Source organism: Pseudomonas sp. DW-iso17, from assembly GCF_058725345.1.
On record NZ_JBZXEA010000015.1, the window covers coordinates 57,846 to 72,513 of the forward strand.

The window sequence follows — 14,668 nt, forward strand, 5'->3', positions numbered from 1 at the left end:
AATGACCATGTCTGACACCCTCACCCACCACCTCAACGAACACCTGCGCGACGCGATGCTGGGGTTCTACCTCAACAGCGTGCTGCCTGAAGACACGGCAGTGGCCGATACCGTCAAGACCGTCGACGATGTCTATACCTATTGGCTGCTCGACCCCCAGGTCCGCCATACGGTGCCCACCACCCGTGTCGCCAGCGCCATTGCCAGCCTGCAGCAGTACATCACTGGCATTTACCTGGGCCTGGAGCCCGGCTACGACGAACAGGGCATGAGCGCTGTCGAGCAGATCGAGTGGCGAGACCAGTTGCTGTCCTATTCACTGTGGCGTGCCCACCAGCAACTTCAGCACTACCCGGCCACCTACCTGAGCCCTACATTGCGCCATGGCAAAAGCGACAACTTCAGGCAACTGGAGAACCAGCTCAACCAATTTCGTATCGAGCCTGCGCCGCTGCAGACAGCCGTCCACAGTTACCTCAGCCGCTTCGAAGCACTTGCCAACATCAAGACCCTCAATGGTTATATCGATGGTGATAAAGACAGCTTTGCCAGCAGCACTTATTACTTCACCGGCAAGTCCAGTCCGGAAAACACCTATTACTGGCGCACGCTGAAAATGGCCTCGGGCGACGCGACCACTCCGCCAGCCTGGTCCTCCTGGCAAAAGATCCCGCTGTCGATTGACGATAACGTCCCCGAACAGACGATTCGCCCGGTGGTGTTCAACGGGCGCCTCTTCGTGGTGTGGGCCCAATGCATCAACCCGACGTCGTCGTCGAGGGACATCACCCGGATCGGGCGCGGTGATGTTGAATCGGAGAAGGAATACCAGCAACGGCTGGAAACCCGGATAAAGACCACCTATCTACAGTTGCGCTTGTACTTTTCCTATAAAAAACTGGATGACAGTTGGAGCGTGCCGCAGGCCTGCATTCAGGAATACAGCCTGGCACAGGGCCTGGATGACTTGAGCTCGGAAGACCTGATGAGCGCCACTGCGTCCATCGCCGTACTCGATTCAAAAAGCCAACCGCCGTCACTGTTCCTGGGCCTGAGCGCACAGCCGAACCATCAAACGGCTTCCCCGCACAACGGCGTGCATCGGCATTTCTTTCAAGCCGTACGGCTGGATCAGCACTTCAACGTCCATTGGCTTGAAACCCAGGGCAGCACTCGGCGGATGTTCTCCTGGCATAAAGAGTCGGAACTGGCGGGGCGGTACCTGGCCCTGTTCGGGCACCACAACAGGGCCAGATTTCAATTCAGGGCGCCCGACACGGTCCAGGTCAAAGTCCACTCCCTGACCAACGACGCGCCCCATGGCACCACCCATGGCTGGAACTACGAAGACAATCAACAGCATATCCGCAGTCTTTCGGCTGAGAGCGATATTCGGTTCAACCGAACAACGTCAGTACTGGAGGTCACCACCCGCCTGGCGAAACGCTTCGAACCGCACCGCACTGTCAGGTTCAGCAAGGCAGACGCACTGGTCAATTTGACCATCACCCTCAGCAGCAGCGGTCCTGCCCAGAACGAGACGCTGGCGTTAGGCCCCACCGCCGAGATTTTCCTGGAGGGCGCCAAGCTGGCAACCTTCTCCAACGTGCGCATCGACTTGACCCTCAAGTGCAATGAGACCGGCGTCAGCTATGCCCAACTTATAAAAAATGCTGCGAATCAGCCGACGACCTTTACCCTGCCGCAAATTGAAAAAGATGAAGAAAACCCGAAAAGCACGACATTCAATCTGCGCGACCAACGCATTAGCCAAGAAGCCTTCGACTATTTTTTCAATACGCCAGACGCCACCTATACCGTCACCCTGTCGTTCTACAACAATCAGGCGCAGACCAGCAGCCATGCCTACGACTTAGTACTGGACAAGGTCCAGGTCCAGCAGAAACAACGCCTGTACAAACCCGTGTTGATGTATCCCAAACAAGGACACAGCGCTTTACCGGAAAGCCCTCACCGCAATAACACGGTACTCGTCGGCCTGGCAGACGCTTCTCGGCGCACCCTGCGCGACACGTTCACTGAACTCTCCGAAACGCACACGCTTGAGGCGCAGATCGAACTCTCCCCCACGACCTTGCACCCCTACGACGAGGACTCCACTGACACGACGGCTTCCACATTGACGCTGATTCACGGCGTGTTGCTGCTGGAAAGCGATGTGCATTACCCCGATCCCATCATCCTGGGCTACGCGCTGAAAACCGCGACCTTCACCCTGCCGCCCGATAACAGCACCCCCATCATTCCACTGGCTCCGTTTATCCGGCGACTCGCAACCCCGCCCTATGGCGCGGCAGAATTCATTGACTTCGACGGGTCCACGATCGAGTCGATCGATAAGCCTGAAAACAAACGAGCGCCCATACGCACCAACACCTGCGTGGCCGGGCTGCTGGCAAAAACCGCGGGCGCAGGTTTGCATGAGCTGTTTGCCTTGGCCCCGGATGCCTGGCGCGAGCCGCCATTGCCAGGCGAGGAAAACCCCAGTCCACTGGACTTCCACGGCCCCCATGGCACCTATTACTGGGAGTTGTTTCTTTACCTGCCCTGGCTGTTGGCACAACGCCTGAACCAGGAGCAGCAATACGCCGAGGCCGAAACGTGGATACGCTACGTGTTCGATCCCGTACACCCATCCGGGTTCTGGCGCCTGCCTGCGCTGCTTACCAGTGCACCACAGCGCCACAACGCCTCTTCCCTGCCCCACCCATTGGCGACAAGCAGCGCGGTACATTTTCGTCAGGCGCTGTACCTGTTGTACGTCGACATCCTGCTCAATCGCGGGGATGCGGCGTACCGGCAAATGACCCGTGACAGCCTGGCCGACGCCAAGTTGTGGTACATCCGCGCCAAGGGTTTGCTCGGTCCAAGACCGCCGCTCAACCCGGTCGATCCCTGGGCAACCACGACCCTGGACAAACTGCAAAACCCTTCCACCCTCGACAGCACGACAGTGCCTGCGAACACCTCGCGGCTGTGTCGGTCCCTGAGCCCTGACTTGCTGCTGCGTTGGGACAAGATCGAATCTCGCCTGCACAACCTGCGCCATCACCTGGACCTGACCGGCAAACCCTTGAGTCTGCCGCTGTACGCCGCGACCCTGACGCCTCAAACGCTGCTTGCCGCGTACCAGCAAGGTTCGGTCGGCGCCAGCCTGCGCCCGTCGCTGCGCACCGCCCAGGCCGCGCACTATCGCTTCCAGGTGCTGCTGGGACACGCCTTGCAAGCGGTCGACAACCTGATCCAGTTGGGGACGACCTTACTGTCGTTGTTCGAACGCAAAGAGCAGGCCCAGTACCTGGAAACCCAGCAGCAGCAAGCCTGGGACTTGGCCAGGCTGGCCGTCGAGCAACAGGCCCAGGCCGTACAGTTCGATGCGAGGAACCAGGAGGCGCTGCTGGCAGGACGCCGCATGGTCGAAGCGCGGGTGGCGTTCTTCGAACAGCAGCTCAAGCGAGGCATCAGCCCGGCCGAGGCCCAGGCCACCCAGGAGTACCAGGACAGTGCGCGCTGGGACACCGCCGCCGCCGTGGCACAAGCCGGCGCGGGGCTGGCGATGCTGATACCGAATATTTTTGGCACCTCCAACGGCGGCGTGCGCTACGAGGGCGCTTTTCACGCCCTGCACGCGACGGCCCAAGGCATTGCCAATGACAAGCGCGCCAATGCTGCCCACCTGGACCGCACCGACCTGTTTGCCCGACGCGCCGCCGAGTGGGCCCATTCGTTGGAACAGGCACGCCTTGAGCTGGCCCAGGTCGACGCCCAGCTGCAGGCTTACACCGAACAGCAAGCCCATACCCGCTTGCAACTGGGCCTGGCCCAGACCAGCCTGGCCCAAGCACGAAGCCTGTACGACCAGCTCGGCAAACGCTTTACCAACGCCCAACTGTATCAATGGCTCAATGGCCAACTTTCCACTTTCTACTACCAAGCCTATGACTCGAGCCTGTCGCTGTGCCTGGCGGCCGAGGCCTGCTGGCAGGAAGAACGGGCTCAGTGGGACAAGCACTTCATTCAAACCCAGCATTGGACCCATCAATATCGCGGCTTCAGCGCCGGGGAAGCGCTCAAGCAAAACCTACTGAGCATGAGTAACGCCTACCTCACCCACAACGAACGTTTGCTGGAAATCACTAAAACCGTGTCGTTGCGCCATCTGCACAGCCAAGACCCCGTGGCCACGCGCGACATGCCCTGGGCCGCGCTTAAAGCCGACCTGGTAAAAACCGGCGCCTTGACCTTTGAACTGACCCTCAAGCTATTTGACGACGACTACCCAGGCCATTACCTGCGGCGTATCAAGCACGTCAGTGTGTCCCTGCCCGCCACGCTGGGGCCCTATGAAGACATCAAGGCCATCCTGACCCAAACCGCCAATACCACGCACCTCACCCCCGCGGCCAGACACACCGACGCTGCGGTAAAAAAAGACCTGCGCGCCAAACAGCAAATCGCCCTGTCCAGCGGGCTCAACGACAGCGGCCTGTTTACCTTGAACTTCGACAGCGACGAGCGTTACCTGCCGTTCGAATACACAGGAGCGATCTCCACCTGGCAACTGACCTTTCCCAACCATGCCCGGCAAAACGCCCTGCTCGAATCCCTCACCGATATCATCGTGCACCTGCGCTACACCGCTAAAAACACCGGAGGTCAACGATGAGCGTGCAGCCGCCCGAACTCTTGGAACCGAAGATTCCTGCGCTGCCCAAGGGCGGTGGCGCCATCCAGGGCCCCGGCGCGCAATGGGGTGCCGTGGGCACACGGGGTGAGGCGTGCCTGGAGGTGCCCTTGCCCATTTCGCCGGGCCGTGGCTTCACGCCGGCCCTGAGCCTGGGTTATCGCAGCGCCCTAGGCAACGGGCCCTTCGGCCTCGGCTGGGCGATGTCGGCAGGCGCCATCACCCGTGATACCCGCAAAGGCGTACCGGCCTACGGTGATGACGACCGTTTCATCAGCCCCCAAGGCATCGACATGATCCCTGAGCGTGATGCCGACGGCGCAATTCAGGCCACCACCTGGGACCACTATAACGGCCTGGCCCTGGATGAACCCCACCGAGTGGTGCGCTATTTTCCGGTGATAGAAGCGCGCTTCGACCGTATCGAGCATTGGTCTTGTGACAGCGACAAGGCCGGGTTCTGGCTGGTTCAGGGGGCCGACGGCTGCGTGCACCTGTTCGGCAAGACTCTGATCGCGCGCTGTGCAGACCCAAACGACGGCCTACGTGTTGCCCAATGGCTGTTGCAGGAAAGCCTCAACCCTTTGGGTGAGCAGATCTATTACCACTACAAACCAGACGACCAGCCGCCAAGCGCCGCCAGGGACTATCGCGCCCAGCGTTATCTGGCGCGGGTGTGCTACGGCAACCTCAAGCCCCTTGAGCATCTGGCGCTGTGGCGTGCGGACACCCTCGCTGACAAGCAATGGCACTTCGAACTGCTGCTGGATTATGGCGAACGCCACACCGGCCTGAGCCAAGTGCCGACCTATGCCGAACAACATGCCTGGCCGATCCGCAACGACCCGATCAGCAGCTATGCCTATGGCTTTGAGCTCGGCACCCTGCGGCGGTGTCAGCAAGTGCTGATGTTTCATTACTTCCCCGACGAGCCGAGCCTGGGCGTCGAGCCGGTGCTGACGCGGCGTCTATTGCTGGAGTACACCCATCGCCACGCCATCGGCAGTTGCCTGAACGCTGTGCACAACCAGGCCTTTGACGCCCAAGGGGACGCCAGTGCCTGGCCACCTCTGGAGCTGGCCTACAGCGCCTTCGTGCCGACGCTGGACGCCGCGCGCTACCAAGCGTTCGACGCCATGGCGGGCATCAACGACGGGCAGCATTATCAACTGGTCGACCTGTACCGCGACGGTTTGCCGGGCATCCTGCACCGCACCGATAAAAGCTGGTACTACCGCGAGCCGCTCAGGGCCCCCGGCCGGGCCAGCAGCAATGCGCTGATCTATGGTCCATGGCAGGCCCTGCCACGCATCCCCCTCGCCGATACCGCCCAAGCCACGCGCCAGGCACTGGCGGATCTTGACGGCGATGGGCATCTGGAATGGGTGGTGGCGCAACCAGGGCTGAGCGGTTTTTTCAGCCTCGACTCGCAGCGGCAATGGTCGGGTTTCGTGCCTTTTGCGGCGATGCCCCAGGAGTTTTTCCATCCCCACGGGCAACTGGCCGACCTGATGGGCAGCGGAAGGCTGGACCTGGTTCTGATCGGCAGCCGCAGCGTGCGCCTGTACGCTCAGCGCCAGGACGGCGGGTTTGATCCTGGCCAGCAGGTGCGCCATGCGCCCGACGATGAGGGACTGCCAACCCTCAGCCATTCGCCGGCCGAATTGATCGCCTTTTGCGACCCCCTGGGCAGCGGCCAACAACACCTGGTGCGCATCCGCCATAACGAAATCAAGTGCTGGCCCAACCTCGGCCGTGGACGCTTCGGCAAAGGGTTTGTCTTCGCCACGCTGGCGTTCGACCACGCCAGCTTCGATGCCGAGCATATTCGCCTCGCCGACCTGGACGGCTCAGGCGCGGTGGACCTGATTTACCTGGCGCCTGAACACATACAGATCTATATGAACCGCGCCGGCAGCGGGCTGGCATCGGAGCCACTGACACTGCGTTGGCCCGAGGGCTTGCGCCATGACGCGACATGCCAGGTCAGCTTTGCCGACCTTCAAGGCCTGGGCTGTTCCAGCCTGATCCTGAGCGTGCCGCACATGACACCCCAGCACTGGCGGTATGACTTCGTCAGTCTCAAACCGTATTTGTTAACCGCCACGCTCAACAACCGGGGGGCCTCCACCCAACTGAGCTACCGCAGCAGCGCCCAGGAATGGCTCGACGAAAAACAGCACGGGCAAACCCTGGGAGTGCCTCGAGGCAGTAGCCTTGCGTTCCCGGTACAGGTGGTCAAGCGGCAACAGCAAAAGGATCTGGTCAGCCGTAACCGCTCCACCCAGTATTTTCGTTACCGGCAAGCCTGCTACGACCGTGAGGAACGCCAGTTCATCGGCTTTGGCCTGGTGTTGCACACCGAACAACCTCCTACGGCCGGTGCGCCGCCTGGGGTGTTGACCAAACGCTGGTTCCACACCTTTGAGCCCCCGCAGGAGGCTTTTTACCCGGGCGACCCGCAGGCGCCCGCGCTGGGGCCAACCCTGCTGGGCCAGTTGGAGGCCGGGCGCACAGGAGATACGCTGATCGCTACGCCCGGCGCAACCACCCGCCGCGCGATGCAGCGTGCATTGGCGGGTAGCCTGCTGCGTGAAGAGGTATATGCAGCCGCCGACTCGCCACCACAAGCAGTGCCGTATTCGGTGCAGCAACAGCGCTATTTCATACGCCAACTAAGCCCGTCGGCCAAGGCCGGCGAACCGGCGGTGCTGCTGCCACTGTTGCTGGAGTCGCTGACCTGTCGCTACGAGCGCCAACCGGGCGACCCATGCTGTCGGCATATCCTCAATCTGCGCTGGGACTGCTACGCCGGCAATCTGCACAGCGTGGTGGTCGACTACGCTCGTCGCAAGACAGCCAGCGACGCCCCACCGCCGGGGCCGGCCCACGAGCAGCAGTGGTGGCGTGACGCGCATGATTCGGCGCAGCAGGCGTATTACCTCAACGAAACCCGCGCCCGCTTCATTCACCTTGACGCCGCGCAGCGCTGGCGCTTGCACTTGCCGTACCAGCAACGACGCAACGTGCTGGTCCTGAGCAAAGAGGCGTTAGCAATTGAAAAAATAAGCTATGAACACTTCATTGCGCAGGGCCCGTCCGCTCCACTGGGAACAGCGGCCGAACGCAAGTTGGGGGGGCTGTCGGTGCAGCATTACTGCGTGGCGGAGCACACCGCCCCCTTGCCGGCCGGCACCGCAAGTTTTCAGGCGCTGCCCGCCTATATCGAGACAGCCGAACTCGATCAGCAAGCGCTGGAGGTGTATGAGGGCCGCCCTGTCGCTGCCACGCTGAGTGCACAGCACTATCGGGCCATGGCCGCGTTCCTGTCACCGGCCCCCGGGCAGGACGAGGCTATCACCCTGTGGTCGCTCGGCCAGGGGTACACCCGTTACGGCCAGGCTGAAATGTTCTATCGGCCTCGTCGGCATCAGGCGAGCCTGAGCCATGGGTTCACGCAGTCCGAGTACGACCGCTATGGGCTGTACATCATCAAGGTGCAATTGGCGGACGGCTGCACGACCCAGGCGCAGTACGACTACCGTCTTGGCCTGCCGGTGACGGTGACTGACGCACAGCGTACGCAACGCTACGCGCACTACGACGCCCACGGGCAGCTGCTGGCGACCGGCCTCAAGGGAGAGGAGCAAGGAAAGCCCGTCGGCCATGACGCCCAAACGCCCTTCATCCGCACGCCCGATACGGGCCCGGCGCAGGCCCTGGCTGATCCGAAAGCGGCGTTGTTCAACGCTCAAAGCGCGTGTTTCTATGACGTGTTCAGTTGGATGGGGCACATTCCACCCGCCAGCATCCAGGCGCAATGGGTAAGCAACGGTTACCTGCTGCCCAGCGGGCACATTCGTGCCTCGGCGTTGGCACGCCTGAACAGCCTGAGCGCTGCGCTCCCCCATCATCAAACCCTCAAGCGCCTGATTCAGGCGGCCAGGCAAGTGCCGGTGCACGTCGTGGTACTGCACGCCGACCGTTGGCAAGGCACGTCGCCAACCCCGCAGATTCAGGTCGCTCTCGCCTTCAGCGACGGCTTTGGCCGCGTGCGGCAAACCCAGGAAAAGGCGCAACCAGGCCCGGCCTTTGCAGTCGATGACGCCGGTATGTTGAGCGCGGGTGCCGAGCCAATCGACGCCACTCGCCGTTGGCGGATCAGCGGCCGTGTGGAGTATGACAATCAAGGTTGCCTGGCGCGCACCTGGCGACCTTACTTTGCCGACCGTGCTGGCTATATCGACGATGCGGCCTTCAACACCTTGCGCCCCAGCGAGCAACATTTTCATGACGCGTTGGGACGCCCGGTGCGCGTGGTCAATGCCAACGGCGACACACGGCGCCAGACCTACTGCGCCTGGTACAGTATCGCTGAGGACGAAAACGACACGCACGCGCCGGACTGACAACAGAGCCGGGCCGTTACACGGCCCGTGCTCTTTGGCCTGACGTTAAGCGTATTAACGGCGGTGAGGGTTCATCACCCTGACCGCCCGATAATTGAGCCCGCTGATGTGCTGAATCATCACTCGATAGGCGCCACGACCGCGTTGCCCGCGATAGCCCGGCAAGTCAAAACTACGGACATTCTGCCCGCCCGCCATGGCATGCCCGGTATGAAAGTCCAGGGTGCGCGCTTCCAGGCGGTTGATCACATTCCTGATAATCCCTCCTCCTACGCCACGCAGCTCATTGAGAACAGGCTCAACGTCAATCACGAGTCGCTCAGGTTCCAGCCCGGAGGAAGGTCCTGAGCTTACCGGTGGCGCGGCGGGCTCTTCAGAAGCGGAGCCTCGGCGACCCACGCTCGTGACCCTGGTTTGCGGTTGTACTTCGGTGTGGGTCAGCCCAGCCGCAGGAAGCGGGCCGGCGCCCACCTTGCGTGCCGGGGCACGAAGTTCTATCCCGACAAACCCCAACCTCGCAAGCGTAAAACTAGGGTTACGCTCCGTTTGTGAGGCTATTTCAGCCTGCTCCCGGTGCTCGGTGGGCCCAATGTACCCATAGAGCCCGCCCCGCGCTGCCGGCGTCAGTCCGTAGGACAGGCGCTTAGTGTCTGCGGTGGCCAGTCGGTGTTCCAGGAAAAAGTCCGCCAACTCGCTGACTTCATGTTCGGTAGCGCCATGCCGATGGCCCAGCTCTTGCGCACCGGCCAATGCGGACTGCGCATAGAACGCTCTGCGCCGAACGTCAGTAGTGCTGAGCCGTTGATGCGCGTAAAAGGCGACACCCACCACTCCTGAAATCAGCCCAAAGTAAGCCAGCTCAACCCTGTATCCAACCTCTATACCAATCCCATGCCCGATCAACAACACCAGGAGCAGAACCGTCACCACCTCAAGCATCGAGCGGCGCTGCAAACCGTCTTCGTCTACATAACCCATGGGGTTGTTCCCCACCATCGTATACAGGTTCAACCCATCCACATCCCCCGCCGGGTCAGCGCTGATCCACCGCAACAACCACGGCGCGTAGTACCTGAAGCCGTAGTAATACAACCCGCTGGCGTCGCGCTCCTTGCCCGAATAACGTCGGGTTTTATAGTTCGCTTCCAAGGCGCTTTTTGCCGCCCACCAGGCGGTTGCGCCGAAAGGGTAATAACTTTCCTGGCTCAACAGGCCGGCTGCCTCGTCCAGCTCCAGGGTGCCGCTGCCCAAATGGTCGTCGAGACTGAAGCGCAGTTGCTCGTCCTGCATCTCCTCGGGGCGCTGCTGCTCCCACTGCAGCGCTCTGACCGAATGGCGCCCGCCCGGCGCGAGCATCACGTTCAACCACTCGCCATCCGGCCCGTGGCGATGCAGCTCCAGCCCTGGCAGATAAAGCACTTCATGGGTGTGAGCCTGCGTCTTGCCATGAGCCACGCGACGCTTGATGACTCGCTGGCCGGCGCCGTCGTACAGATACACCTCATCGTCATGTTCGCCATTGTCACGCAGCACCTGCGCGACGCGAACCAACTGGTTGCGCCCATTCCAGGTCAATGCCTGACCAGGCGCCAGAGCCTGGAGATTGCCACGTTGGTCAAAGCCGTTACCCAGGCCCGGCGCCTTTGCGCCCTCGCGGGCAATCACGCTGTGATTACTGTGTTCGCCCACCTGCATCCGTTGGGTATAACCGCTGCCGGTGCTGGGCACATGGCGCATCTGCGTCAGATTACCGGCCGAGTCGTAGGCATAGTGGCGGGTGTAGCTGCCCCAGAGACTGTCGTCTGTGGCGCCGAACGTGATTCGCCCCGGCAGTGCGGATGCGCCAGTATTGCGCGCGTTTTCACGGCCAGTGGCCTTGATCAATCGCGACAGGCTGTCGTATTCGAATGTGCTTACTGCCTCCACCTGCACGTTGCTGGCCCAGCGGGTCGGCTGCGCCGCATCGCGGATGCGCAACACATTGCCGACCCGGTCGTAGCTATAGAAGAGGTCTTGCAGGCGCTTGCCTGCCGAATCCTTGAGGTGGGCGCTCAAGCGTGTCAAACGTCCATCGGTGTCCGAATACTCGGCAACGCTGACCACGCCATTACCCAGGCGTTCGCTCAACACCTGGCCCGAGGCGTTGACGCTGCGTTGATCCACCAGGGTCTTGCGCGCTCCGCTTTTGAACAGAATCTCGCTTTTCGTCAATTGGCCGTCGACACCGTATTGAGATTGCTGGCGATTGCCGCGCGCGTCGACCTGCTCCAGACGTTGCCCCAGCGCATCGTGCTGCCAAGTGGTGGTGAAGGTCTGGGCTTGCAACTGTGCATCCCGCTCACTCATGGGCAGCGGCCAGTCGGGCGCGGTGTGCGACGTGCAAAGGCGCCGGGTTTGCTCGGTGATGTTGCCTTGCACGTCGTAGCGCTCAACGAGCAACGTGCCTGCCGGGTCATCGTGACGAATCATGCGCCCACAACGATTGCGCGCCGCCTCCGTAGACGTCATGCCCGCGTAGGTCATGCGCTCGACACAGCGTTCAACCGCCACCTCCTCCGTGCGCTCGAATACCGCCAAGGGGCGCAGCAACGGGTCGTATTCGAACCGCTGGCGCGTGCCTCGACTGTCCCACTGTTGCACGACCTGGCCGCCACTGCCGAGCAAGCGCGTCTGACGGCCCGCATCCACGCTGTCGGTGCTCAGCACTTGCCCGCCCAAGCTATAACGATGAGACAGATTGGGCGGCACGTCGGGATCGGCAGCGTGCAACTCAAACAGCCTGGAGTCCCACTGCTGCTGCAACAGGCCGCGAGCGTCGAACACCTGCCGCGTGACCTGCGCGCTGGGTGATTGCTGCGCGGTATTGCGAGGGTACGCCACGCTGCGCACGGTCAACCCTCGCGGGTCGACCACCGTCAGCGTGGGCGTGTTGTGATGCAAAGAAGACATAACCTGATGACCTGAAAACCAAAGAAGCCTAGAGCCTAGTCATCAAGTCGGTGCCAGCCTGCGGGCCCCGCACGCTGCGCCGTGTGCGGCGCTTCCGAGGGTGTCGTGAGGCTTACCGGACGCGGCGCTTCATGGCACCGGCAGCCAACCGCTGAAAGCGCCTTGGGCATCCAACGGGCACCAGGCAAAGTCCCAGGCGGGCGGCGGCAATGCCGGTCGCGGCGCGGCTATCGAAGGGTGATGCTTCCAGTCGAACAGCGTGCAATCGCGCCAGCTCAGGACAATGCCTGCCGACGGGCTGTCGTCCGTCAGCACCCAGCGCGCAGCAGCGGCGGCCATGAAGGCTTCGATCGGTTCCTCATCAATCTGTGTGCGGTACGCCGAACTCAGCAACCAGCGGCATACGTTCAGATGGTAGGTCCAGTCCAGCGGCGGCTGGTTGCGATAGGCCCAGGTCATGAAGGCGCGAAACAGGTTCAAGCCCTCCGGTGGGTCGAGCTTGAGCAATGCCGGACAGATGTCGAACAAGGTATGCCAGTGAGGCAGCAGGCGTGCATCCAGGTGCACGAAGCAGCGCGAATTACTCGGGTAATCAGGCAGCGCCGGTTGCGCACGCAGGCGCCGCGACGCCTTACTGACCAGGCGGCTGGCGCCGGCAGGCAATTGAGGGTTCATAGAGTGTTCTCACAATCGTGACGAGAGAATGCCTCCTGGTCACAGGAAGCCCAAGGCACACGTCAGGATGCGGGAGAAGCGCGGGGGTTGGCCGAGGGCCAGGAATAGCGCGGCGGCGCCTTGCTGCGCCGCTCATGGGCGACACGTGGGGTTTGCGTAAGACCGAGCAGCCAGGCCAGGCCGATCAGGAACACCAGGGCGACGGTAACCGCGTTGCACACCGGGCAGGCAAAGTAGTTCGAGATGTTGCTGGAAGACGGGTTTGCCAACCCTTTGTCGGAAATGGGCGACTGCCCGCCGTCCACAGAACAGAACAGCCCGCCGATGCCGTTGAGCTGCTGCCCCATCATCTGGCCATGCCCCAAACCGCAGGCGAACAGGTTCATCAGCACGCAGAAGTACAGGGCCCAGGCGATCAGTGAGCGGTCAGAGTGGCGCAATTTCATGGCGGCGACTCTACCACCGAAGCCATAAAAGGACGAAATGCGCCGCGCCCCTGTGGCAGAACGTCGCAGATTACGCGCACCGGCCAGGGTTGCTAGACTCTGCACCCTTCTCGTTACTCCTTTTCAAAGCCTGGCGGAGCAGCTCCACGGCCCTACAGGCGTTTCACAGGATGCACAGTTGATGAGTACGTTATTCACCCGCCGCAAAGTGCTGACCGGCATGGGCCTATTGGGCCTGGGCAGCCTGCTGGGCGGCTGTGACTACAGCCCCAAGCTGAACTTCAAGTACGGCAAGGACCTCAGTGACAAGATCATGGGCCGTACCTTCAAGCTCAAGAACACCGACGGCGAAACCGTCACCCTGAGCTCGTACCGCGGCCTGATGCCGGTGGTGTTCTTCGGCTTCACCCAGTGCCCGGCCGTCTGCCCGACCGCCCTGGCCCGCGCCGCCCAAGCCAAGAAACTGATGGGCCGCGATGGCAAGATCATGCAGGTGGTGTTTATCACCCTGGACCCCGAGCGCGACACCCCCGAGATTCTCAACAATTACGTCAAGGCCTTCGACCCCAGCTTCGAAGCGCTCTACGGCACCCCGGAAGAAATCGCCGTGGCCGCCAAGGAGTTCGGGATCTTTTATGAAAAGATCCCCGCCGGCGACACCTATACCCTCTCCCACACCGCCACCAGTTTCGTATTCGACACCCGTGGCAACCTGCGCCTTGGCTTGCAGGCATCCCTTACCGCTCAAGAGTGCGCAGAAGATCTGCTCACCGTCATGGAGGTCTGCTAATGACTGCCGTTCAACACCTCAAGCGTCTCACCCTCGGCCTCACCCTGCTGGGCCTCGCCGCCCACGCCAGCGCCCAAGTACAAGTAACCGACGCCTGGGTACGCGCTTCCGTACCCGGCCAGCCTTCCAGCGGCGCCTTCATGACCCTCACCGCCGACAGCGACAGCAAACTGCTGAGCGTCGCCTCGCCGGTCGCCAAAGACGTACAGATTCATGAGATGAGCATGAAGGACGACGTGATGCGCATGGGCCCAGTGGACTCGGTGGCCCTGCCTGCCGGCAAAACCGTCAAGCTCGACCCGAACGGCTACCACGTGATGCTGATGGGCCTGACCGGCCAGATCAAGGAAGGCGACCAGGTACCGCTGACCCTGACGGTGCAAGATGCCAAGGGGGAAAAGCAGGCTGTCGAAGTGAAAGCGACAGCCCGTGGGTTGGATGGCATGGACCATAGCAAAATGGACCATAGCAAGATGCATTGAGTAGGCGATTAAACCTACGGCCTTTTCTCCCGCGTAAGCGAGCTGCTTTTGAGCTTGATCTCAGGCGCCCCGTTAAACCACGCTGGCCGAACGCAGGCGGGGTGCCGAGTGGTGGGGGCATGTACTCGGTATAACTGTGTCGACCATCAGGCCGCCTTCGCGGGCAAGCCCGCTTGTATGCTAGGACTTGAAGGGAGGAGAAGGGACAAAGC

At 61.8% G+C, this 14,668-nt stretch carries 7 protein-coding genes; 4 read left to right on the plus strand and 3 right to left on the minus strand.

Annotated elements, in window-relative coordinates:
- Window positions 1-7: 7 nt before the first annotated feature.
- Window positions 8-4,687, plus strand: a complete 4,680-nt coding sequence (locus tag AC4PS6_RS13350) for a Tc toxin subunit A-related protein (RefSeq protein WP_336827523.1) — start codon at window positions 8-10, stop codon at window positions 4,685-4,687.
- Window positions 4,684-9,114, plus strand: a complete 4,431-nt coding sequence (locus AC4PS6_RS13355; protein ID WP_492180852.1) for a SpvB/TcaC N-terminal domain-containing protein — start codon at window positions 4,684-4,686, stop codon at window positions 9,112-9,114. The genes AC4PS6_RS13350 and AC4PS6_RS13355 overlap by 4 nt, the downstream gene beginning before the upstream one ends.
- Window positions 9,115-9,168: 54 nt before the next feature.
- On the opposite strand, the gene AC4PS6_RS13360 is transcribed toward AC4PS6_RS13355, so the two are convergent.
- From AC4PS6_RS13360 to AC4PS6_RS13370, 3 genes are all read right to left on the minus strand, one after another.
- Complete coding sequence (locus AC4PS6_RS13360; protein WP_492180853.1) at window positions 9,169-12,063, minus strand: RHS repeat-associated core domain-containing protein; 2,895 nt, start codon at window positions 12,061-12,063, stop codon at window positions 9,169-9,171.
- 129 nt (window positions 12,064-12,192) lie between these two features.
- Window positions 12,193-12,738, minus strand: coding sequence for a putative natural product biosynthesis protein (locus AC4PS6_RS13365; RefSeq protein WP_014718802.1), 546 nt, complete (start codon window positions 12,736-12,738; stop codon window positions 12,193-12,195).
- Window positions 12,739-12,800: 62 nt separating this feature from the next.
- The gene (locus AC4PS6_RS13370) at window positions 12,801-13,184 is read right to left on the minus strand and encodes a DUF2946 domain-containing protein (protein WP_492180854.1); all 384 of its coding nucleotides are present in this window, start codon (window positions 13,182-13,184) and stop codon (window positions 12,801-12,803) included.
- 181 nt (window positions 13,185-13,365) lie between these two features.
- On the opposite strand from AC4PS6_RS13370, the gene AC4PS6_RS13375 reads away from it, so the two are divergent.
- Complete coding sequence (locus tag AC4PS6_RS13375) at window positions 13,366-13,974, plus strand: SCO family protein (protein WP_003191741.1); 609 nt, start codon at window positions 13,366-13,368, stop codon at window positions 13,972-13,974.
- Window positions 13,974-14,456 carry a copper chaperone PCu(A)C gene (locus AC4PS6_RS13380; protein ID WP_014718803.1) on the plus strand — a complete coding sequence of 161 codons (483 nt, stop codon included), beginning with the start codon at window positions 13,974-13,976 and terminating at the stop codon, window positions 14,454-14,456. Before AC4PS6_RS13375 ends, AC4PS6_RS13380 begins: the two co-directional genes overlap by 1 nt.
- Window positions 14,457-14,668: the final 212 nt, after the last annotated feature.